Below are 22,381 nucleotides of genomic sequence, written 5' to 3'. Positions count from 1 at the left end.
TCACTCGATTAGTTTTTTTATATAGGGATGCTTTAGAATGATCTTTTTACCTTTGGTTTAACGATAAAAGTAGCTAAACCTAATAAAATGAATCCAATAATGAATGGCATCGTATGATGGAAATTAGCATATAGTTGACCACCGATCATCGGACCGATCACTCTAGCTAATGCTTGGATGCTTTGTGAAGCCCCTTGGATTTTCCCTTGGTCCTCTTTGCTAGCATACGTTGAAATCAAACCATTATAGGAAGGACTAAAAATCGCATCACCTAGCCCGAAAAAGACCATGCCGATGATAAAGCAGGGGATCGAGCCATAAAAAGCGGAAAGGATGATGACAGAATAACCAATCATTTCACTGGTAATACCCATAGTAATGATCTGGTTTTCTCGCCAAAATTTTAATAAAATCGGCATAATCAACAGTTGAGCAAAAATGTCCATAATGCCAATTAACGAGAAAGTAAAACCGATGATAATTGGCGATAGATGGAAAGTATCAATTGAAAATTGAGCAAAAATCGCTTGGAATGAACCGTTGGGTAGCCAAATCAAAAAACCTGTGATCAATAACCATTTGACTGATCGAAAAGTGAAAACCAATTGGAGTTGCTTGAAGGGATTGATTTGCTGAAGAGAAAGATTTCTTGTACGTTCACGTTTAGTCAAACTTTCAGGCATGAAAAAATAACCGTAAACCGCATTACTCAAAGACAAAAAGGAGGCAACGTATAAGGGAATTGCTGGTCCGTACTGTGCCAAGAACCCACCAATCAAAGGACCTGCTGCAGTTCCAATCCCAACCGTCGCGCTAATCCATCCAAAAGATTTTGTTCGACTTTCAATTGGCGTCAAATCAGCAAAATAGGCAAGAATAGCTGAGATTTCGCCGCCGGTCAGCCCCTCAATTATTCTACCAAGAAAAAGTATCCATAAAGCTCCACCAAAGCCAAATAAATAGTACCCAATCGCAGAGCCAAACAAACTACTGATCAAAATAATTTTCCGACCAAACCGATCACTGAGTGCGCCTAACATAGGGGCGGCTAAAAACATGGAAAAAGCATAGATCGCACTGAGTAGTGTCACCGTGGTTGCTTGTTGCTGTGTGTTTTTTGTGTATTGCTCTACCATAAATGGGATGACCGGATTAACGATTGTTAACCCTAATCCAATCAAAAAGACCGAAGTGAAACCAAAAACGAGTGCATGTTTGTTGATTGTTGTATTCATATCAAAACTCCTTAGCTATAAAATGTTTCTAGGAAACATTTTATATAGCATCCGTTTATTGTTTCCTTGTCAACAATAAACGGAGAGATACTAAGATAGAAGAATGAAATCTAACGAAGAAGAGAGCAAAAAATCAACCGTGATCTTAAGATCACGGTTGATTACACATGCACTTTATTTTTCTAGTTTTGTTCTTTTTAAATTTTCTCTAAAGCGACCGATAAAACGAAAAACAGTATCAAACTCTTCCTTAGTCATTTGTTGAAAAACGACCTCATTTTCTTTAAGAAATTCTTCATGGAGCTTTTGATGCATTTTGTTAATACGCTGACCTTCAGCTGTCAGGAGAAAGTAACGCTCTTTTTTATTTTCAGGTTTCTGATAGCTTTCAAGTAAGCCGTTAGTGATCATTTTTTTAGTTAGCTTACTAATCGCTCCACGAGTCATGTAACTAGCATTTGCTAATTTGGTTACATTTGGATTTGGAATTGATGCTACTTTTTCGATTAAGTCGATCTCATTTAAAGAATAGCCTTCGAGTACTTGTTCTAACTTTGGTTTATTACGCCAAGTGATCTCGTTAGTCAGATCGACCATCTCACTAATCAATTTAAGTCTTGAGTCCATTTTTCACCGTCCTTTTTCTCTAGTATAACGAATGGACATTATCATCACAACATTCATTGATAGATAGTAAGTTAATTGGCGTATACTTTTTTAGTGAAATATTTAAGAATCAGAGGTGAGATCAGAGTACTTAACAAAACAACGATCACTAAAGGAGAGTAGTAGTGATTTTCAATCAAGTTGCTTTGTTGTCCGATCTGTAAAATGATCAGTGCCATTTCACCACGAGAAATCATACCAGCTCCTACCATAAGTGCACTGTTGGAAGAAAAACCAGAGAATTTTGCTCCAATATATCCGCCAATAAGTTTAGTCAGAATCGCTACGAGTGTCAAAATCAAAATAAATAGTATCTGTTCACTAAATTTAGAAAAATCTACTTCTAAACCAACACTCACAAAAAAGACGGGGATGAATACTGCATATCCCAAAGCTTCAACATTATTGTAAACTTCATGTTTTACTTTTGTTTGACTCACTGCAATCCCAGCAAAAAATGCCCCAATTACTGAACTTAACCCAATCAGGTCTGCTAAATAAGACATTCCTAGGCAAATGACTAATGACATAATGATAATGGCTGAATTCGCATAGATTTTTTCTGCTAGAGACATTAAAAATGGAGCGATCCATTTCACTAATAAAAAGATAAATAAGAAATAGAATAGTTGTTCCAACAAGAGTAAAGGAAGGGGTAGGTTGCTCGTAGACTTACCTGTTAAAAAAGATAAACTGAAGCTTAGCACTAGAACAACCAGAATATCATCAACAACAGAGGCACCTAGAATCGTTGATCCTTCCTTCGTATTCACAACATTTAATTCTTTTAATACTTCGACAGAGATACTAACAGAAGTCGCAGCTAAAATAATCCCAAAAAAGATTGCTTCATTGTTTGCTACTTGAAACGCCTCGCCAGTAAGCCAACCGAAAAAGACAGGGAAGAGGATTCCTAAAAGTGCTACAAACATTCCTGGTTTAAAATATTTTTTCAATAAGGATAAATCACTTTCCAAACCTGCTAAGAACATCAGCAAAATGACACCAATTTCAGAAAAATCATGAACTAAAATATTTGGATGAACCCAGCCAAGTCCTGCTTGTCCTAGTAATACACCAACTAACAATTGCCCAATAACAGCCGGAATCCCAAATCTTCTTGAAATATGCGAACCAATTGTAGTTGCAACAAGGATTAGACACAAGATACCAATAAACTCCATAAGATAGTCAAACCTTTCTTTATTCAATAGTCTCAAATATATAATAACATTAATTATTTTATTTGTGGTAAAAAGAGATTGCATAAGAAATCAGCAATCAGAGACTCGGAAAATGAAAAATTTTAAAGCAAATAAAAAGAGGGAGCAAACAGAAAGTTTACCCCTAGAAACGAAAGATATTTGGAAAAAGCAACTTCTTCCATCTTCTAGGTAAACTAATAGTCATGCAACCTCTTATTTACTTACGAATATCTCTTGTTCACTTTAAAATAGCTAATGATTTCTGAGATACCCATGAAAATTAATAGCCCACCAAATAATTGGAAGAGTATCATAACGCTTTTGAATGGATTGAATAATAAAATCAAACCACCAATCAATAAGAGAATACTATAAGCACTCCAACCTTTCGAACGGGTGTTAAGTCCAACGAATAATTGAAAGAGACTTTTTAGGATAATAACTAAACCTAAGATAACTGGTAAGAGCGAGACGATTGCTGCTGCAAAGACCCACACGATTAGTGCGAGAATAAAAAAGGCAATCCCGCTAATTAAACCAAATCCCCATGCACCCGTTTGTTTTCGGTTTTTATTTGCTTCTAAAAGATTCAAAACTCCTAATAAAACAAAATACGCTGTAATGAGGTAGCCAATAAAATGGAATACAGCTGTCGGATTGATCACAATTGCAAGTCCGGCAATGATGTAAATGGCTGACCTTAGTAATGCGTAACGCTGAAAATTCGTTCGTATCATTTCAAACATAACATAACCTCCTTTTCATCTATTGTAACGGTAAACAGTTATTCTACCAAATAAAAACCTGCTTTTTATTTAGCTTCTTAATATTTTATCCATTTTCTTGCCTTTTGCAAGTTCATCAATTAGCTTATCTAAATAACGTATTTCCTGCATCAGTGGGTCTTTGATCGTTTCCACTCGCACACCACAAATCACCCCAGTTATCAACTGTCTGTTTGGATTCAGTTTGGGTGCTTGTTCAAAGAAGACTTGGAACGTTACTTCATTTTTCAGTTGTTTTTGTAATTCTTCTTCGGTATAACCAGTCAACCAGCGGATGATTTCATCCACTTCTGACCGAGAGTGTCCTTTTTTCTCAGCTTTTTTTACATAGAGAGGGTAGACACTTGAGAAACTCATGGTGAAAATTCGTTGATTCATGATAGCACCTCCTGCGATAAGTTTTCTTTTATTATATTCGTTTGTTCAATAAATGTGTACTTATCGCAATTGTAAAAAAAGAATAAATAAAAGGCTAAGGCAAGTTGATGAATAAACTTGTCTTAACCTTTTGAGATTTGTAGCAAAGTTATTCTTTTCTCATCAAATAGTCAAATGAACCAAGGGCTGCTGTAGCTCCTGATCCCATAGCAATAATGATCTGTTTATAAGCACTATCTGTGCAATCACCAGCAGCGTAAAGTCCTGCTTCACTGGTAGCACCATGGGCATCAGTGATGATTTCTCCTCGATCATTTAACTCAAGTGTTCCAACTAACCAATCCGTATTAGGAACCAAACCGATCAGAATAAACACACCTGAAACAGCTATTGTGTGTTCTTCCTGGGTGGAACGGTCGATATAACTCAACGAATCAACCTTTGTCTGACCACTGATTTCTTTCGTCTGGGCATTTAGAATGACAGTGACATTTGTTAAAGTAGCTAGTTTATCTTGTAATACTTGGTCTGCTTTAAGTGTCGGAAGAAACTCTAAAATATATACATGTTTCGCCAACCCAGCTAAATCAATGGCAGCTTCAATCCCTGAATTTCCGCCACCAATCACTGCGATTTCTTTTCCGGCAAAGAGGGGACCATCGCAATGAGGACAATAGGCAATTCCTTTGTTTTTAAATTCTTTTTCACCAGGAACATTGATGGAACGCCAATGAGCTCCTGTTGCAACAATCGTTGTTTTTGATTTCAGTTGATTGCCGCTTTTTAAATTGATTTCAAAGAGATCTGCTCCTTTGTTTAGTGACACAACTTGTTGATTTGTCATAACAGCAACAGGATAAGACCGTAAATGTTCTTCGACTTGTTTCATCAATCGTGGACCTTCTGTGTAAGGTGTACCGATTAGATTTTCGATGCCTAACGTATCTACGACTTGACCGCCAAGTGTATCAGTTACGAGTCCAGTACGGAGGCCTTTTCTAACTGCGTAAATCGCTGCGCTGCTTGCTGCTGGACCGCCACCGATAACTAGAACGTCAAATAATTCTTTTGTATTGATTTCCTTTTGTTCCATTAGATTCGGGCCAGCTATTTTTCCTAAAATTTGTTCAATCGTCATTCGTCCACTAGCAAATTCTTTTTCGTTTAAAAAGACGGTTGGCACGGCCATGATTTGTTTTTCAGTGATTTCATGCTGATGCATCCCACCTTCGATCATCGTATGGGTGATCAACGGATTCAAAACCGCTAAAATGTTTAACGCTTGAACAACATCAGGGCAGTTGTGACAGGTTAAACTGACATAGCTCTCAAAATGTAGAGGCTGATTAATTTCTAAAATGGATTGAATCAAAGTATCAGCTATTTTAGGTGGTCGTCCACTTACTTGTAATAAAGCAAGGAGGAAAGATGCAAACTCGTGGCCTAAAGGAATACCTGCGAAAGTGATCCCGCTAGTCTTTTGTAAAGAATTGATTTCAAAGCTAGGGGTACGTGGCAACGTCTTTTGTTCAACCGTAATTTTATCAGTCATATCTGCCACTTCGTTCACAAACTCGAATAGTTGTTGGGAATTGGCTGTGTCATCTGTACTAACCGAAAAAACAACTGGTGCTTCCATTAAATCAAGATATTGAGCTAAATTTTGTTTCGTTTCCTTATCTAACATCGGCTCATCCTCTAAATCTTTCCAACAAGATCGAAACTAGGTTTTAGTGTTTCGCCACTTTCTTTCCATTTCGCTGGACAAACTTCACCAGGATGCGTACGTACGTATTGTGCGGCTTTGATTTTGTCAATCAAGGCACTTGCGTCACGTCCAATACCATCAGCATTGATTTCCATTGCTTGTACGATACCATCTGGATCTATGATAAAAGTTCCTCTTTGTGCAAGTCCACTTTCTTCATTCAATACATCAAATAAACGAGAAATGTGGTGAGAAGGGTCGCCAATCATGGCATATTCTATTTTTCCGATAGCTTCAGATGAGTCATGCCATGCTTTATGTGTAAAGTGGGTATCCGTTGAACAAGAAAATACTTGGACGCCTAGTGATTTTAATTCATCGTATTGTTCCTGTAAATCCTCTAATTCTGTTGGACATACGAAAGTGAAATCTGCTGGATAAAAGCAAATGATACTCCAATTACCAGTAAGATTAGCATCGCTGATATCGATAAATTCTCCGTTTTTATAAGCTTGTGCGGTAAATTCTCCAACTTTTTTTCCAATCAATGACATATGAAAACCTCCAATTTATTTTGCTTTATTTATAATTAATATAATTTAATAACGGTTGCAAAGTCAAAGGTTTTTTGGTTATTTTAAGAATGTCTCGTAAAAATAGGAGGTTATTTATAGGTAGAATAGAAAAAGCCGTACATGGGAATAGTGGCTGCTTCCTTTGTTTAGTAGGATTCATCGACTATTTTTCCATGAACGGCTGCATTGGATCATTTATTAGAAAATGGTGTGCAAGATGTATAATCATTTTCTTGCTTTAATTCAAAGATATATCCAGCAATTTGAGTAATTACTTTTTTCCATTCTTGCGGTGTCACATAATTGTCCAATAAATAGATTTTTTTGATATGTGGCGGCAGATGCTCTAAGGGACAGTCACTGACGATGATATCACATTCTTCCATATAATTTTTTTGGATGATGATCGACTCGGAAGAAAAGATCTGCTCGATTTTGACCATCAAATCTTTACTCACATAAAAATCCTTGGTGTAATTGATACCTATGACGATCGAGTGTTGAGGTTTAAAGCGATCATACAAATGAAGTAAGTCTTCAACGATCCATTGCATATTTTCTTTGATCAATAGATCTGGCAGCTCTTTACTGATTTTTTGTCTAAAAGTGACGTAGAATTGTTTGATCTCATTTTGTAAGTTTTCAAAATTTTCTTTTCCTTCATATAAAATTTTCTTTTCCTTCATATAAAGTATAGGTAGGTAAAGGAGTATTGGGTTGATCAGGATTCAAAAAAGTACTGAAAAGTTTATTTCGAGCAAAGTTCAAGGCATAAAGTTTTTGTTGGTTGACTGGTACTTTTAAATGAAAGTGTCGGCTAAAAGACTCCACTAGCTTTTTAGAGTAAACGATGTAAGGAACATTAGCTTCTAGTAACATTTGGTAATGTTGAAAGCTAAGCTCGTCACTTTCTAGTTTTGAGATCGCTAATCTTGCTAACAGGTTGATTAAAACCCGCTGCTCATGACAGATAGATAAATGATCGTTAAGTAAATCAAATTCTGGAGTAACCAAGTATTCAATATAGTCATATTCTTTAAACTCTCTTTGGACATTCTTCAACGATGTAACTGGAAAGTTCTCTACACAGATTTTTAATAGTAAAAATAATTTCTCTTTCATACCTCCACTTAGGGCATCAAGTAATTCTTGTTTAAAATAAGTTGTTAGTTCATACGTAATAGATTGTGGGGTTTCCATGCCGTAGGGGACAGAAGTATTTGAAAAAATATTCCAATAAACATCTAAAAAACAATACTGGATCTGTACTTCCGTTCCTGCTACGATTTTTTTTCCTTTAGCTGTAAATTTAAATGCAATCCCATACAATTTAAGGAACTGATTGACAGCTTTCATTTTGGAATAAAGATAAGAGGAGCTGTAATTTGTTGTTTGACTAATGCTAACAATTGAATGACCAGTTGGTTCTAACAGGGCTGTTAAAATTTTAAAATTTGTCGATTCTAAACAGTATTTACCAAATAATTCATAATAACATTTTGCACTATCTGTATTCTTTAAATCTAACTGGACAAATTTCTTTTGCCTGATCAAAGAAACATCTTCTAAATCAAGTGTCATAAAATCCTGTTCTAATTCTTGGAGATAAAGCAAAAAAGTAGAATCAGACATCTCAAAATAATCAGTGAGGTAGTGAGTGGTAATGAAGAATGGGTGTTCTGCAAGAAAAAGAAAAATATTGAGCTTGGTAACACTTTTTTTATTTAAAAGATACTTTTTGATTGCTTCTTGTGTTTGCATGTTATTCCTCCATTTGATTTTCCATCCAGCATTTTACTAAAAAATTAGCTATTTTGAACAAAAAAACAGTAATAATATTTTAGCCGTTTGTATTATCTTATGTATTGCAAGCCAAAAGTGTTTGAAACGGGGGAGATGTAAAAATGAATCACTTAAAACTTATAATGGCTACTGTTGCTTTGACAGGCCTATCGGTAACTGCCGAAGCAACGCAACAAGTAAAGATTGAAGAGCACCACCCAATCGTTACTAAAACGAAAGAGCCTGGGTGGGCAAACGTGAATTGTATCACACTACAGGATGAATTTTCCACAACAAATTCAGGAATCATGAAATTTCCGGTGGGAAAAACGGTACCAGTCAAAGCCAGTGTCAGCTATTCAGGCGATAGACAACCAATCTCACAATCCAATGTAGTATTTGAGAAAGTTGATCCAGCATTGACGATTGGGTACGATCCAACTACGCTTCAGATTAATGGACATAAGGCTAGTTTTACCTTTACTGTAACATTAAATCAACATTTAACAAAGCCAGCATTATTTACGATCAAAGTAGCTGATGGCAGTCCGACAGATAATCAGCATCTTACGCCTTATAGTCAACGTCAGACAGTTGAAGAAATGCTTAATGTTGATGAGGATAATTTTACCGAATTACCAGAAATTGAACCGACTGATCCAACACCGGAAGAAAAGCCAGATCCAGTTGAACCGACTGATCCAACGCCGGAAGAAAAGCCAGATCCAGTTGAACCGACTGATCCAACGCCAGAAGAAAAGCCAGATCCAGTCGAACCGACTGATCCAACACCAGATGAAATGAAAAAACCTCAAGTGGAAATCGAGATACCTAAGAAAGAAGAATTTCCAACTGTGGGGGAATCTTTAATTGACGTTAATACGAAAAATCAAGTAATTTTGCCAGATATGATCAAAGAAAAATCGCATCAGATGTCTTTATCAGGTAGTTTTACGCCTAAAAATGAAAACAATTATGAAATAAACAATGATAATTTCTCAGATAATGAAAAATCTCTTGGTAATGGTATAAGTGGTCAATTACCAAAAACAGCAGATAAAGCAACACCAAGTTTTATGTATCTTGGGTTTACACTTATCATTTTCTCTATTTTCGGAGTGAGAAAGTTACGAAATAGTGAAAAACAAAGTTAAAGCAAACAAATAACATTATTATTAAAAGAAGAGAATGAGGAGCACATCCTCATTCTCTTCTTTATAAAATAGAAAATTACTAGAAAAATAAGTGATGAACCATAAGTATTAAATCACTTATTTTTTATTTGTTTAAATAATGTATTTGTTCTTGATCAACCATTGGATAAGTAATCAATTCAGTGCCTTCGAGATTTTCTTTATGCATTTCAACTGCGGTGATTTGGTGATTGTTGTAAGTAGTATAGTAATAGATCCCTTTGTCCATGTTACAACAAGACGAATAGATCGTATATTCAAACTTCCCATTTCCTACATCACACAATCCTTTTTGTTGTTCCACGGATGTTAATATATGGAAAAATTGGTTCACGCTCTCCATCTCTGAATCTCCTGAGACTGATTGCCATTTTGTAAAGGCAGCTTTTACGAAACGAGAAGCAGATGATAAATCGCCTGGTAAGCCTAATCCACCCATTCCACGACTATACACATCCAACTCTAGATTTTTCGCAAAATGATTGGAAGATACAGTAGGAGAAACATGACGGTAGTTATTTAAATTAAACAATTGATAATCAAAAGGTGGATTATTTGTTAATACACCGACTGGATTATTGTAAATTTTCAAACCATCAATGGTTGATTCGATCACGAGAGCTTCATTTTGGTCAGCAAGCATCCAGTGAAGAGGAGAAAGTGGAAGTTCTTCACTAAAATTGATATTTACTAAGTTGATCTCAGCAAGTAATTTTTTTGCCTCATCGATTGTTGCGCATTTTCCTAATAACCAAGGGATAAATTCGAATGGTGAGATATTGGCTTTACCAGAGTCTTCTTCAAAGTAATGAGCATTTTCAGGGAAATTCAAACCTGCCATGCTAAGTCCTTTTTCATTTGTTGCTTCAAAATATAACGGATAATTATCAACAACTGCAGCCATACCAATTAACGCATAGTGAGAGGGTAGAGGATCCGTTCGACGAAATTTAAAAGGATAGTTTCTAGGCGTAATTGTCACTACTTGTCCATAAGAAAGCTCTAAATCTAAGTTTCGTCCAAAATAATGATCTTTAGTTGCATAAACAATGGATGTACACATGATACATCTCCTCCTTTTATTAATATAAATTAATGATAATACCAATTTTAATTTTTTACCAGAAAAACTGATTTTTGATTAAAAAAACTCCTATTATAAAAAAAGATCTTTTCTAAGATGGATTTACTTTGTAAGGATTAACAAGACAAGTGTGCGGTGTTCTAGAAAATTTTAGCGGAAAATAAGCCGAAGAATGCCCTAACTAGAAGGGATTCTTCGACTTATTTCTCAGAGCTAGAGACGTCACAAAATTTTTATGACAATTAAACTGAAGTAAATCTTACAGGTTCTGATTCAAAGAAAGTCACTCTTTGAGGGGATGGTTGGGAATTTCTTTCACTTTTAATATATCTAATAAGAATGTAAAAATTGGAATACCAACAATCAAACCCCATACTCCTAAAAAGCGTTCGCTGATCAATAATACAATAAAGGTATAGAAAATCGGTAATTCTGTTTTACTAGACATCAATTTTGGATTCAAAACATAAGATTCAAGTAAATGGACGATTAAAATCGTTAATAAGATGTAAACCACATCTTTTATGCCACCTTGAGAATACGCAATAAAGGATAAGGGCACACAAGAGATAATGACACCAGCAACTGGGATCAAACTTAAAATAAAGATCATAATTGCTAAACTAAGCAACTGATGGAAACCAAAAGCAGCTAAAGCAATCGTTGTGAGGATCGTGTTTAATAAAGCAATAATGAACTGTGCCTCTAATACTAATCCAAAGGTATTGACAAATTTATCAGCAAAGTAATAAATGTCTTGGAAGAACCAAGAAAATTCGCCTTTTAAGAATAAGCGGGAAAATAGGATTGTTTTTTTCTTTTCGATCATAAAAAAGAAACTTAAGATAAAAGACATAGTAAAGGCGACAGCCATCTTACCAAAGTCTTGTAAATAGCCTAAAGCAATTGATGCACCATTTTGTAATTGTTCAAAGAAATCATTTCTTTCAATGTAATTATGGATATAAAGTAAAACCGGATCAGCGTCTTTGGGTTGATGTTCATAGAAATTGATGACTGATTTGACCATGTCAAATGTTTGGTGTACCAAGGCGGGGATATAAATTGTAAATGCTAAATAGATTAGGTAAACCACAAGAGCATAAACAATAATGGTTAATACTCCGGTTGGAACCTTAATGAATCGTTGGATAATTTGCACTAAGTGAATCATTAAATACGTAAAAATAAAAGTTAGTAAAATTGTTGTAATCATGCTTCTTACAAGAAAAAGGACTACAATAATGATTAATAGAACAGTCATACGACGAATTTTTTCATTCGCCAAAAAGCGTTGGTAAACAGACAAATCAACAACCTCCAAGTAATTTAAGTCATAGCGTACATATTTGATTATAAAGCGGAAATAGGGAATTAGGAAGAAAAAAATAAAAACTGCAGACATTGATGAGCAATGTCTGCAGTTTGACTGTTTAGTTCCTAGTGTTTTTCCCGAAAATTAGTTAGCATTTTCTTGCTGAGTTTTTGCAAAAGAACAAGCTCATCCGGTTCAAGTGGAAGACTCGCTAATATTTTAGCAGGAATATCTTTTGCTTTTTCTTCTAAAGCTTTTCCATTAGAAGTCAGTGATAGAATCGTAATACGCTCGTCTTTATCTGCTCTTCTTCTTTGAAGTAGGCCTTTGTCAGCCATTTTTTTTATGACGGGCGTCAAGGTTCCAGAATCTAAACAAAGTAAGCTGCCAAGTTCTTTCATTGTGACTTGTTGGTTTTCCCATAAAACAAGCATTACCAGGTATTGCGTGTAAGTTAAATCTAAAGGCTTCAGCAAAGGGTTGTACGAGCGAATGATTTCTTTAGAGGCGGCATATAAAGGAAAGCACAACTGGTTTTCTAAATATAAATCTTCCATTTTCTCCACCTCGATTCTCGTAGTTCCTTGTTAGCATAGCTGATTTTGTAATAAATGTCTAGCTGTTAACGGCAGTCAATGTCACTTCAATATTACCTGCAGTTGCCTTAGAATAAGGGCAAACCTTATGAGCTGCTTCTAGTAATTCTTGTGTTTCCTCTAAAGAGAGACCTTCAACATGACCTTCAATTTCAACGCCTAAAACAAAACTCATTTCATTTTCAGCATACAAAGATACTTGAGCACTGATGGTAGAAGCACCAGAGATATTTTTTTGATTTTTGATCAATTCTAACGCACTATTGAAACAAGCACTGAAACCTGCTGCAAATAATTGCTCAGGATTCGTTGCATCGGCTACACGACGTCCAGGAGCCGCAATTGCAAGTTCAAATGAATGATCTGGACTATGAACTTCACCTGAACGACCACCAGTATTGATCATTTTTGTAGAATACATTTTTTTCATAAAAAACACTCCTTTAAATTTGATTTTGTACAATTAAATTGTATACAACTTAATTGAGAAAGGCAACTAATTCGTTTCAGCATGGGCATAAAAAAAACGAGCGACTACACGTTATGACATCACTCGTTTTAGATAAATTATTTAAGCAGAATCAATTTTTAGAAGAAATACAAAAATAGAAGAGGAAGTATTTATGAATAAGCTTCTTATTACTCAATTGGATGGTAAGTAAAGCCACTACCAGTTACTTCAGCTACACTGCTGACAATCACAAAAGCAGTAGGGTCGATTTCTTCGATCAATGGTTTGACTCTTGAAAACTCCTGGTCTGTTACGACGATCAATAAAACTTCTTTAGATTTGCGGTTGTAGCCACCTTTTGCTTCTAATAAAGTTAAGCCACGACCAATTTCCGCACTTAAACGTTGGCGGATTTCTTCGATAGAAGTTTCGCTCATCACCATTATCGATTTTTTACGATTCATTCCTGTTTCAATATATGACATTACAATCGAGGTAATGACGATCGAAAGAATGGCGTATAAAAATTCTTCAAACCCAAAAATAAATAAATTAAGTGATACAACAAACGCATCTGTTACCAATAAACCAATCGAAGTATTCAAATGAAAGTACTTTTTGAAGATCAGTGGTGGAATAGTTGTTCCGCCACTTGAAGAATTATTTTTGTATAAAATAGCGACACCCAGAGCAAAGATCGCACTACCAAAGATCACTGAAAGTAAACGATCCGACGTAACCATCATTTCAGGGACGACCGCAATAATCAGCGGAAAGACAAGACTTCCAAAAAGCACTTTGAAAAAAGGTTTTTTTCCAAGAAATACAAGAGCTAATACCAACATGATGATATTTAATACTAAAATGACCATTGCACGATCAAAACCTAAAGCCGATTCTAAGAGAATACCTAAACCACTCACACCGCCTGCTGCGATATGGTGGGGGCCTAAAAACATATTGATACCTACGCCTAAAATGGTTAAAGCAAACATTATTTTTATGTATGTCCAAATCATCGCTTTCATTTGCTTCATCCATTCATTATTGTATTTTAATTTTTTAGTGATTTTTTCATTATAACGTAATATTCACCTAAAGTTAACTACTATTTTAAAAAATGTTAGGTTAGTCTAACATTTCAGGTTGAGAAATAGATGAGCTATGAGTTCACTATGTTGCTATAGATAGTGAATAATCATATTTTTTATCGATTGAAATAAAAATGAAAGATGTCTTTTACTTTTACTTATTTCGATAAAGAGCAAATAAAGATGGAAATTTAATGAATGAAAGGTTGGACATAAATGCAACGTCATGTCGATTCGTTACGAACAGTTAGTGTGCAAGAACCATTGGCAATAAGATGAGCAGGAGTTGGTTCGTTTTCTTTTTCTAAATAAATTTCAGCTGCCCAAAATTGGATAGAACGTCCAATTTTAGTTGGACGTGCGATCACTCGTAATTGTCCATTTTGAGCGCTGTTAAGGTGGTTGACGTGTAAATCTACACCTACCGCATATTGTGGCGAGCTTAAATGTTGGTTAGCACCAATACTACAAGCGGTTTCAATCAAGATACCGTTGATTCCACCATGAAGGAAGCCAAAAGGTTGGAGATGGATGTCAGAAATCGGTAGTAACAATTCAACCTGTTCTTTTGAGATAGACATTGTCTCAATCTGTAAATATTCGATTAAATTCATTTTTAGGTTTCATTCCTTTTTTTGTTTTTTGAATAGTATAACAGAAATTCTTAAAAAATATAAAATTACAAACGTTTTCTTTGGCTTTTGTGTATAATAAGAATGTTCAACTTAGAGGAGGAATAAAATGAGAGAATGGCAAACAATTAAAGACTATGAAGAAATACTTTTTGAAAAACATGGTAAAATAGCAAAAATAACAATTAATCGACCTCAAGTACACAATGCATTCACTCCAAAGACAGTGTTTGAAATGATTGAAGCTTTTACTATTTGTCGAGAGCGGCAAGATATTGGTGTGATTATTTTAACCGGGGCAGGAGATCAAGCATTTTGTTCTGGTGGAGATCAAAAAGTTCGAGGAAATGGCGGGTATGTAGGTGATGATCAAATCCCTCGCTTGAATGTGCTAGATCTCCAACGCTTGATTCGGGTCATTCCAAAGCCTGTGATTGCTATGGTCAAAGGTTGGTCGATCGGTGGAGGCAATGTCTTACAACTTGTTTGTGACATCACAATTGCCGCTGAAAATGCGAAATTTGGACAAACAGGTCCGAATGTAGGAAGTTTTGACGGCGGTTATGGATCAGGCTATCTAGCTCGAGTGATCGGTCATAAAAAAGCAAAAGAAGTCTGGTTTATGACGAAACAGTATTCCGCAACAGAAGCTTTAGCAATGAATTGGATCAACACAGTGGTACCTTTAGCCGAAATTGAAGACGTAACGATAGAGTGGGCAGAAGAAATGTTGAAGAAAAGTCCTTTAGCATTAAGAATGATCAAGGCTGCAATGAACGCAGATACAGACGGACTAGCGGGGATCCAACAATTAGCAGGGGATGCCACTTTACTTTACTACACGATGGCTGAAGCTCAAGAAGGACGAGATGCATTCAAAGAAAAGAGAGAGCCTGACTTTGACCAATTTCCTAAATTTCCCTAAACAAAAACCAAATAGTTGGTTGCAACGACAAGCATTAGAACAGCCAGATCAGCCAGCCTTTTATACGAAAGATGTTTGTCTAACGTTTAGTGAATTGAATCACTATGTACAGCAACTTGCTTATTATTTCAAACGTTTTATAAGCAATCAACAAAAAACTATTAAAAGAGTAGCCATTTTGAGCGACAATCAGACAATGATGTATCAGTCGATCTTAGCTCTATGGGAACTAGGAATGGAGATCCAATTTCTAAATACAAGGTTAACCAGTGAAGAACTAGCTTATCAGTTAAAAGATGCCAATACACGACTATTGATCACTGAACATCCTGAAAATTTTTCCTTTGAAAATGTAACCATCATTTCTTTCCCGAAAAAAAAGGAACTAATCGGGAGAATTAATGAACCACCAATTGATTTCGGCTATCAATTGGAGCAAATAGCCTCGATCATGTATACATCTGGGACTACTGGAAAGCCAAAAGGAGTACCTCAAACTTTTTCAAACCATCAAGCAAGTAGCCTAGCTACACAAAAAAGTATGGCTATCGAGTCTGGCGAGAATTGGCTTTGTTGCGTCCCGTTGTACCATATCAGTGGTTTATCGATTCTTTTACGTTCCCTTGTTTTAGGAATTAGCGTTCATTTATGTGAGAAATTTCACCCATCAGAAGGCAACCAACTGATTTTAAGCGAAAAAACCGCTTATTTGTCGTTAGTCACGAAAATGTTAAAAGATCTGTTGCCGTTTGTACCAGAAGACGGTTATCCTTCTTCTTTGAAGCAAGTTTTATTAGGTGGCGGTCCGATTGAATCTACCTTACTTGAAGACTGTTGCCAGTTGAAGCTACCCGTTATGTTGTCTTATGGCATGACAGAAACATGTTCCCAAGTTGTCGCAGGTAAAATCAATTTGCATTCAAAGTTTAAAGACACGGTTGGTCGTCCGCTAATGGGTGTGCAAATTAAAATCGATGGGACAGATCAAGCGAATGAATCTGGAGAAATTCTTTTGAAAGGTCCGTCGATCGTTAAAGGATATCTCAACGGACGAGATCGACATTCGTGGACGAAAGAGGGCTGGTTTTGTACTGGTGATTGGGGCTATTTAACAGATACTGGTGAACTAAAAATTCTTAGTCGAATGAGTGAGCGAATCATCTCAGGCGGAGAAAATATTTACCCTGCTGAGATTGAAGCAATTTTTTTAAAAAGTCAGAAAATTGCAGAGGCTATTGTTATTGGTAGAGCCGATCCTAACTGGGGGCAACGCCCAGTAGCTTATTTGAAATTAATAGATAAGGTCAGCGTTAATGAAATTTGCAATCTCATGGAGCAACTTGCTTCCTACAAACATCCTGACGAAATTTTTGTCATCCATGATCTACCAAAAACAGCCTCAGGAAAACCATTAAAACGACTTTTTTTAACAGAAGAAAGAGTGAACTATATTGACTACCAACTTATTTAATCTAAATCTACAGGAAGTACCTGAAGCTGACTATGTATGTTATAGCTTTAAGATTCCTTATGAACCGTTAGCAAATCTCTTTGCAAAAGCGAGTGACTTTAAAGGCACACGTTTCTTTTGGCAAACGCCAGACAAAAATGTCGGTTTCTTGGGGTTTGGGCGTAATCTTTTAAAGAAGCATGGAAACTGGTCCACCGAAGACCTGATAAATGCTAAACAAGAGTTTTTTAAAAAACTTTCGTTTCTGGTTCCTGAAAAAGAGACTCCGATTCTTTTTGGAGGATTACCTTTTGATGCTGAAAACAAAAATCAAGCGCCTATTTTGGGAGAATTGGCAGAGGGGTGTTTTATTCTACCCGAACTATTAATCAAGCAAAATCATCAGCAACTAACCGTTGTAATAACCGCAAGTAATCATTTTAAAACTTTAAAAGAACTCGATGAGTTTATTAAAGAAAAAATGAGACTCATTAATGAAATGAAAGAGCGATGTGTCCCAGATTTTTCGCCAAGTCAAATATTAAAAGAAACTGAAGTAGCTGTTCCTCATTTCTTAAAAGCTGTTGAAGAGACGATCGAAGTCACAGCAAATAAAAAATCAGCACTTAAAAAAGTGGTTTTAGCAAGACAGATGCAATTAGTTGGCAAAGAATTTTCTGTTGAAAAAATCTTACTTCATCTGATTAGTCAACAACCAAACACCTATCTCTTTGTTTTAGAAGCAAAAGGTCAAGCGTTTATTGGCGCAACACCTGAACGTTTGCTTCAGGCGACTGATACCCATTTCTTGACCGCTAGCATTGCTGGCTCTATCGCTAGAAGTTCAAACGAAAGAGAAGACGTTACATCGGGAGAAAAACTTTTAAAAGACTCTAAAAATATTGGAGAACACCAATTAGTCGTCGAACGTTTAACAGAACAGATGCACTCATTTATTAAGGGGAAACTAACAGTATCAGAAAAAAGTCTTTTAAAAAACCGAGACATTCAACATCTTTGTTTGACGTTGAAAGGGAGCCGTCAGGATGGTTTCTCATTTTTAGAAGTCATACGACAACTACATCCTTCACCAGCTTTAGGCGGTGTTCCTAAACAGGCAGCCATTGATTGGATAGCGGAAAAAGAACCTATTGGGCGAGGGTTATACGGTGGTCCAATTGGCTGGTGTAGTTTAACTGAGGATGTTGGTGAATTTGCAGTTGGTATTCGTTCTGGAGTAGTGAGTGATACTGAGGTCCAGTTGTATGCTGGCTGTGGAATTGTGCCAGATTCAACGCCTGAAGCGGAATACTTAGAAACTGCTCTAAAATTTCAACCGATGATTCGAGGTGTAAAAGAATGACGAACACAAAAGAGCTGACTGCTTATTTATTAGCATTTATCCATGGATTGAAAGAAAGTGGATTAAAAGAAATGGTCATTAGCCCAGGATCACGCTCGACACCACTGGCCTTATTGGCTTATCGTGACCCGGAAATCAATTGCTATATCAATGTGGACGAGCGTTCGGCTGCTTTTTTTGCGCTTGGTTTAGCAAAAGCACAAAAGGAACCTGTTGGTCTGATTTGCACATCAGGAACTGCTGCAGCAAATTATTATCCAGCCATTTGTGAAGCTGAGGCGTCAAATGTTCCACTCGTTGTGTTGACCGCTGACCGTCCACCAGAGGCGCAAGGCGTAGGAGCACCACAAACGATAGATCAGCAACATTTGTATGGAAGCCATGTCAAAAAGTATATCGGAATGGCTTTGCCTGAAGAAGGAGAATCTTTTGAAAGATATGCGTTTTTTCAGGGTTGGGAGAGTGCGGCTGCTGCAATAAAAATTCCTAAAGGACCTGTACATGTGAATCTACCTTTTCGAGAACCTTTATTACCAGATTTGTCCCAATCATTTACACGTCATTATTCAAGAAAAGGGGAAACGATCAATAAAGTAACTTCCTTTTCGTTACCAGAACTTGATTCTTGGTTGACCAAAAAAGGGTTGATTATTGTTGGAAGAGAATTGACCACACAACAGGCAACGAAAATGATTGAACTAGCTGAAATCGTAGGATGGCCTATTCTTGGTGATCCACTTACAAATTTAGGAAATTGCGGGAAAGAAAGCGACAATTATATTTCTCATGTTGATTTGATCTTTGCCGATCAACGCTTAGAAACACCCGAAATCGTTTGGCAGTTTGGTAACTTGCCATTGGCTAAAAACCTCATGCTTTATTTAAATCAGTCAAAAGACCTGACTTATGTCATCATTGATGAAAGCGAATCTTGGAAAGACTGGTTACATCAAAGTAATTATGTTTTACCAATTGATCCACTGACGTTTTGTAGCATGGTTAAGAACATGAGCGATGAAGAATTTCATACTCATGCAGATAGAAACTGGTTATCCTATTGGCAAGAAAGAGCAAAGCTTGCCAGACAAACGATAGAAACAACCTTACCCTTAGATGCCTATAACGAAAGCAATGCTAGTAAGCGTCTTTTTCAATTGTTAAAGTTTGACGAAACACTCTTCTTGTCCAATAGTAATGCTATTCGTTTTATTGATCGCTACGCTGGTTTTTCAAAACAACGATTTTCAGTCTATGGGAATCGGGGAGTAAATGGTATTGACGGGATTGTTTCAACAGCTGCAGGTATTTGTGCGGCTAAGAAACAGCAGATGTTTTTGTTGATTGGTGACTTAGCTTTGTTTCATGATATGAATGGGTTACAAATAATCAAAGAACTTGAGCTGCCGGTGACTGTGATCGTTTTGAATAATAACGGGGGAGGTATCTTTTCTTTCCTTCCTCAAAGGGAATTAGATAACTCCTTTTTTGATCCTTTGTTTTCAACACCCTTACATCTAGACTTGGAGAAAGTGGCAGATCTCTACTGCGGCGCTTATAAAAAGCCCAAATCGCTGACTGAATTTGAACAAATAGTTTGTGAAAGTCGAGAAAGAATAGAAAGTAAAGACAATAGAGAAGAGAAAGAAAATTCAACTTGGACGTTGATTGAAGTCGTTGGCGAACAAAAAGCACCAGCAGAGCTTTGGCAACACATGATTGAGGGATACGGTAATCGAAATGAGTGAGGGAAAAATAAAAATCAATGGTGTTAATTATGCTTATCGTTGGTTACAGCGAACATCTCCAATGAGACCTACTATCATTTGTTTACACGGATTTACCGGAACTTCCATGAGCTTTTCTTTGCCTTTTCAAGATTTAAATGTTTTAGCAATCGATTTGATCGGGCATGGTAAGACGGATGTTTATGTTCATCCTTATCGCTATAAGCTTCCATTACTTGTTCAAGATTTAGCACAATTGGTTTTGCAATTAAAGATCGATGCTTTTTATTTGTTGGGGTATTCCATGGGGGCCCGTACCGCGTTAACTTGGCTGATTGAACAACCAAAAGGAATTTTAGGCATCATTATGGAAAGTGGTACACCAGGCATCAGTTCGCTTAGCGAAAGACTCATACGTCAAAAAAAAGATCTTCTATTAGCGCAAAAGATCATGACTGAACCATTGTCTGGTTTTGTGGATTATTGGGAATCGATTCCATTATTTGAAAGTCAAAAAGAACTACCTGATTCGACAAGAAGAAAGATTCGCCAAGGAAGACTTATGCAACAATCAATTGGTTTGGCGCTTAGTTTGATGTACATGAGAACTGGGCAACAGACGAATTACTGGCCATCGCTTAGAAATATCCAAAGACCGATCCTTTATATAGCAGGAGAATATGATACTAAGTTTCAAAAAATCGGAAAAAAATTGGTTGAAGAAAATAGTCTGTTTTCCATGGCGTTGGTTCCCAAAAGTGGACACTGTATTCATCTAGAACAGCCAACGAAATTTGTTTCCCTAGTAAATCAATGGATAATGGAGAAAGAAAAAAAGTGATACAAATTAGAAAAATCGAGCAATTACAACTTAAATTACCTTTGACTTCCCCTTTTGAAACGAGTTATGGAATTCTAACTGAAAAAGCGTTTGATTTATTGATAATCGAGGATGAATTAGGCAATCAAGGAGTAGGAGAGTTGGTTTCTTTCCAACAAGCGGACTATATTGAAGAAACGATCGACATGAGTCGCTTGATCATCAAAAATGAATTGATTCCTTTACTTACTATGTCTCCAATCAAAGAGCCTTTCGAAGTTCAGCGACGATTGACGAAAGTGCAAGGGAATTTTATGGCAAAAGCAGCCTTGGAAACAGCTATTTGGGATTTATATGCCAGACGAAAGAATGTCAGTTTCCGAGAAATTTTCAAAAGTACGAAAACAGAATTAGCAGTTGGGATTAGTTTAGGTATCCACACAGATTCTGCAAAATTGTTAAAACAAGCTCGAATGTATGTTTCTCAAGGCTATACGCGGTTGAAGTTAAAAATCAAACCAGATTACGATATCGAACCATTAACCTTATTACGAAAGGAATTTCCTCACTTGCTTTTGATGGCAGATGCCAATTCTGCTTATACATTAAGGGATCTACCGGTATTGTTAAAATTGGATCGATTAAACCTAGCGATGATTGAACAGCCTTTTAATCAACGGGATTTTATCGAGCATGCGTATTTACAGAAACAATTAAAAACACCAATTTGTTTAGATGAGAATATTCGTACACTAAATGATGTTAAAACCGCTCATACCTTGGGAAGTTGTCGTGGGATTAATCTAAAAATCCCCAGAGTGGGTGGGATCGCTGAGGCATTATCCATCGTAACATTTTGTCGTGAACATAACTTGACGGTGTGGCTAGGTGGAATGTTTGAATCAGGAGTAGGACGTTGCTTAAATATACAATTTGCCAGCCAAAATGACTTTACTTTCCCTGGCGATATATCGGCATCAGATCGCTATTACTACGATGATATCATCAAAAATAAAGCTTGCCTCACTGATGGGAAACTTGCAGTTCCCTTAGGAAAAGGCAATGGGGCAGTCCTTGATCAAGAAAAAATCGAACGTTATTGCTACAAAAAGGAACTCCTTTTTTCTTAATAATAAACGTTTGACAAATAATATGATCACTGTGGTCGTTGTAGAGATACACCAAGTAATCAGAAAGAATCCAAAAGCAGCTCTTTCTCTTTTGGATTCTTTCTTTTTGTTGAACTTTTTTTATATGAATCAGCAAGTAGCGAGTATAAAATTACACTTTCTACAATACCGATAATTCAGCTAATGTCGCCATTGACCTAACTTCTCCTTTTGATGAGATAATCATGGGAAACAGAATTCTGTTACCGATAACATAAATGAAAGCGTTGTCTT

The 22,381-nt window shown here is 36.4% G+C and carries 20 protein-coding genes and 1 pseudogene; 7 read left to right on the top strand and 14 right to left on the bottom strand.

Features of this window, described 5'->3' with window-relative positions; translation table 11 throughout:
• Window positions 1-32: 32 nt before the first annotated feature.
• From IGK91_RS06575 to IGK91_RS06540, 8 genes and pseudogenes are all read right to left on the bottom strand, one after another.
• Window positions 33-1,235, bottom strand: a complete 1,203-nt coding sequence (locus tag IGK91_RS06575; RefSeq protein ID WP_081122712.1) for an MFS transporter — start codon at window positions 1,233-1,235, stop codon at window positions 33-35.
• 174 nt (window positions 1,236-1,409) lie between these two features.
• A complete protein-coding gene (locus IGK91_RS06570; protein WP_034866533.1) occupies window positions 1,410-1,862 on the bottom strand; it encodes a MarR family transcriptional regulator in 453 nt (150 codons plus the stop codon).
• A 71-nt stretch (window positions 1,863-1,933) separates the two neighbouring features.
• Window positions 1,934-3,085 carry a cation:proton antiporter gene (locus tag IGK91_RS06565; RefSeq protein ID WP_034866535.1) on the bottom strand — a complete coding sequence of 384 codons (1,152 nt, stop codon included), beginning with the start codon at window positions 3,083-3,085 and terminating at the stop codon, window positions 1,934-1,936.
• 242 nt (window positions 3,086-3,327) lie between these two features.
• Window positions 3,328-3,852: a DUF308 domain-containing protein gene (locus tag IGK91_RS06560; protein WP_010737629.1), complete on the bottom strand. Its 525-nt coding sequence runs from the start codon at window positions 3,850-3,852 to the stop codon at window positions 3,328-3,330.
• 69 nt (window positions 3,853-3,921) lie between these two features.
• Window positions 3,922-4,269, bottom strand: a complete 348-nt coding sequence (locus IGK91_RS06555) for a DUF2200 domain-containing protein (protein ID WP_010737628.1) — start codon at window positions 4,267-4,269, stop codon at window positions 3,922-3,924.
• Window positions 4,270-4,417: 148 nt separating this feature from the next.
• Window positions 4,418-5,956 (bottom strand): alkyl hydroperoxide reductase subunit F, encoded by a 1,539-nt coding sequence (gene ahpF / locus IGK91_RS06550; RefSeq protein ID WP_181934272.1) that lies wholly within the window; start codon window positions 5,954-5,956, stop codon window positions 4,418-4,420.
• Window positions 5,957-5,967: 11 nt separating this feature from the next.
• Window positions 5,968-6,531: an alkyl hydroperoxide reductase subunit C gene (ahpC, locus tag IGK91_RS06545; protein WP_010737626.1), complete on the bottom strand. Its 564-nt coding sequence runs from the start codon at window positions 6,529-6,531 to the stop codon at window positions 5,968-5,970.
• A 212-nt stretch (window positions 6,532-6,743) separates the two neighbouring features.
• Window positions 6,744-8,313: pseudogene (locus tag IGK91_RS06540) on the bottom strand (helix-turn-helix domain-containing protein).
• A 143-nt stretch (window positions 8,314-8,456) separates the two neighbouring features.
• Here IGK91_RS06540 and IGK91_RS06535 point away from each other — a divergent pair.
• Entirely contained in the window at window positions 8,457-9,488 is a 1,032-nt protein-coding gene (locus IGK91_RS06535) for an LPXTG cell wall anchor domain-containing protein (protein WP_135981838.1), read from the top strand.
• Between the two features lie 124 nt (window positions 9,489-9,612).
• On the opposite strand, the gene bsh is transcribed toward IGK91_RS06535, so the two are convergent.
• The 6 genes from bsh to IGK91_RS06505 form a co-directional block, all read right to left on the bottom strand.
• Entirely contained in the window at window positions 9,613-10,590 is a 978-nt protein-coding gene (gene bsh / locus IGK91_RS06530) for a choloylglycine hydrolase (protein WP_081122719.1), read from the bottom strand.
• 304 nt (window positions 10,591-10,894) lie between these two features.
• Window positions 10,895-11,920, bottom strand: coding sequence for an AI-2E family transporter (locus IGK91_RS06525; protein WP_081122721.1), 1,026 nt, complete (start codon window positions 11,918-11,920; stop codon window positions 10,895-10,897).
• A 131-nt stretch (window positions 11,921-12,051) separates the two neighbouring features.
• Window positions 12,052-12,483 (bottom strand): MarR family winged helix-turn-helix transcriptional regulator, encoded by a 432-nt coding sequence (locus IGK91_RS06520; protein WP_034866544.1) that lies wholly within the window; start codon window positions 12,481-12,483, stop codon window positions 12,052-12,054.
• Between the two features lie 58 nt (window positions 12,484-12,541).
• Complete coding sequence (locus IGK91_RS06515; RefSeq protein ID WP_010719118.1) at window positions 12,542-12,952, bottom strand: organic hydroperoxide resistance protein; 411 nt, start codon at window positions 12,950-12,952, stop codon at window positions 12,542-12,544.
• 209 nt (window positions 12,953-13,161) lie between these two features.
• Window positions 13,162-14,010 carry a YitT family protein gene (locus tag IGK91_RS06510; RefSeq protein WP_430605260.1) on the bottom strand — a complete coding sequence of 283 codons (849 nt, stop codon included), beginning with the start codon at window positions 14,008-14,010 and terminating at the stop codon, window positions 13,162-13,164.
• A 278-nt stretch (window positions 14,011-14,288) separates the two neighbouring features.
• The gene (locus IGK91_RS06505; RefSeq protein ID WP_034866549.1) at window positions 14,289-14,678 is read right to left on the bottom strand and encodes a PaaI family thioesterase; all 390 of its coding nucleotides are present in this window, start codon (window positions 14,676-14,678) and stop codon (window positions 14,289-14,291) included.
• A gap of 127 nt (window positions 14,679-14,805) precedes the next feature.
• Here IGK91_RS06505 and menB point away from each other — a divergent pair, with 127 nt between their 5' ends.
• The 6 genes from menB to menC are packed head-to-tail and all read left to right on the top strand — an operon-like array spanning window position 14,806 to window position 22,108.
• Window positions 14,806-15,621 carry a 1,4-dihydroxy-2-naphthoyl-CoA synthase gene (menB, locus tag IGK91_RS06500; protein WP_010719121.1) on the top strand — a complete coding sequence of 272 codons (816 nt, stop codon included), beginning with the start codon at window positions 14,806-14,808 and terminating at the stop codon, window positions 15,619-15,621.
• Window positions 15,566-17,092: an o-succinylbenzoate--CoA ligase gene (gene menE / locus IGK91_RS06495; protein ID WP_181934270.1), complete on the top strand. Its 1,527-nt coding sequence runs from the start codon at window positions 15,566-15,568 to the stop codon at window positions 17,090-17,092. Before menB ends, menE begins: the two co-directional genes overlap by 56 nt.
• Window positions 17,073-18,434 carry an isochorismate synthase gene (locus IGK91_RS06490; RefSeq protein WP_181934269.1) on the top strand — a complete coding sequence of 454 codons (1,362 nt, stop codon included), beginning with the start codon at window positions 17,073-17,075 and terminating at the stop codon, window positions 18,432-18,434. Before menE ends, IGK91_RS06490 begins: the two co-directional genes overlap by 20 nt.
• A complete protein-coding gene (menD, locus tag IGK91_RS06485) occupies window positions 18,431-20,179 on the top strand; it encodes a 2-succinyl-5-enolpyruvyl-6-hydroxy-3-cyclohexene-1-carboxylic-acid synthase (protein ID WP_081122729.1) in 1,749 nt (582 codons plus the stop codon). Before IGK91_RS06490 ends, menD begins: the two co-directional genes overlap by 4 nt.
• On the top strand, window positions 20,172-20,999 hold the full coding sequence (gene menH, locus IGK91_RS06480) for a 2-succinyl-6-hydroxy-2,4-cyclohexadiene-1-carboxylate synthase (protein WP_081122730.1): 828 nt from the start codon (window positions 20,172-20,174) through the stop codon (window positions 20,997-20,999). Before menD ends, menH begins: the two co-directional genes overlap by 8 nt.
• Complete coding sequence (gene menC / locus IGK91_RS06475) at window positions 20,999-22,108, top strand: o-succinylbenzoate synthase (RefSeq protein ID WP_241546938.1); 1,110 nt, start codon at window positions 20,999-21,001, stop codon at window positions 22,106-22,108. The genes menH and menC overlap by 1 nt, the downstream gene beginning before the upstream one ends.
• The last annotated feature ends 273 nt before the right edge of the window (window positions 22,109-22,381 follow it).

This window comes from Enterococcus sp. DIV1208 (assembly GCF_050530455.1).
GTDB classification, from domain to species: domain Bacteria; phylum Bacillota; class Bacilli; order Lactobacillales; family Enterococcaceae; genus Enterococcus_B; species Enterococcus_B hirae.
The sequence above is the reverse complement of the archived record's forward strand: the minus strand, read 5'-3'. Positions and strand labels throughout refer to the sequence as shown.

Excerpts from the sequence above, each read along its gene's own strand:
- IGK91_RS06575 (WP_081122712.1), bottom strand. The coding sequence starts at position 1,235 with ATGAATACAACAATCAACAAACATGCACTCGTTTTTGGTTTCACTTCG.
- IGK91_RS06570 (WP_034866533.1), bottom strand. The coding sequence starts at position 1,862 with ATGGACTCAAGACTTAAATTGATTAGTGAGATGGTCGATCTGACTAAC.
- IGK91_RS06565 (WP_034866535.1), bottom strand. The coding sequence starts at position 3,085 with ATGGAGTTTATTGGTATCTTGTGTCTAATCCTTGTTGCAACTACAATT.
- IGK91_RS06560 (WP_010737629.1), bottom strand. The coding sequence starts at position 3,852 with ATGTTTGAAATGATACGAACGAATTTTCAGCGTTACGCATTACTAAGG.
- IGK91_RS06555 (WP_010737628.1), bottom strand. The coding sequence starts at position 4,269 with ATGAATCAACGAATTTTCACCATGAGTTTCTCAAGTGTCTACCCTCTC.
- ahpF (WP_181934272.1), bottom strand. The coding sequence starts at position 5,956 with ATGTTAGATAAGGAAACGAAACAAAATTTAGCTCAATATCTTGATTTA.
- ahpC (WP_010737626.1), bottom strand. The coding sequence starts at position 6,531 with ATGTCATTGATTGGAAAAAAAGTTGGAGAATTTACCGCACAAGCTTAT.
- IGK91_RS06535 (WP_135981838.1), top strand. The coding sequence starts at position 8,457 with ATGAATCACTTAAAACTTATAATGGCTACTGTTGCTTTGACAGGCCTA.
- bsh (WP_081122719.1), bottom strand. The coding sequence starts at position 10,590 with ATGTGTACATCCATTGTTTATGCAACTAAAGATCATTATTTTGGACGA.
- IGK91_RS06520 (WP_034866544.1), bottom strand. The coding sequence starts at position 12,483 with ATGGAAGATTTATATTTAGAAAACCAGTTGTGCTTTCCTTTATATGCC.
- IGK91_RS06515 (WP_010719118.1), bottom strand. The coding sequence starts at position 12,952 with ATGAAAAAAATGTATTCTACAAAAATGATCAATACTGGTGGTCGTTCA.
- IGK91_RS06510 (WP_430605260.1), bottom strand. The coding sequence starts at position 14,010 with ATGAAGCAAATGAAAGCGATGATTTGGACATACATAAAAATAATGTTT.
- IGK91_RS06505 (WP_034866549.1), bottom strand. The coding sequence starts at position 14,678 with ATGAATTTAATCGAATATTTACAGATTGAGACAATGTCTATCTCAAAA.
- menB (WP_010719121.1), top strand. The coding sequence starts at position 14,806 with ATGAGAGAATGGCAAACAATTAAAGACTATGAAGAAATACTTTTTGAA.
- menE (WP_181934270.1), top strand. The coding sequence starts at position 15,566 with ATGCATTCAAAGAAAAGAGAGAGCCTGACTTTGACCAATTTCCTAAAT.
- menD (WP_081122729.1), top strand. The coding sequence starts at position 18,431 with ATGACGAACACAAAAGAGCTGACTGCTTATTTATTAGCATTTATCCAT.
- menH (WP_081122730.1), top strand. The coding sequence starts at position 20,172 with ATGAGTGAGGGAAAAATAAAAATCAATGGTGTTAATTATGCTTATCGT.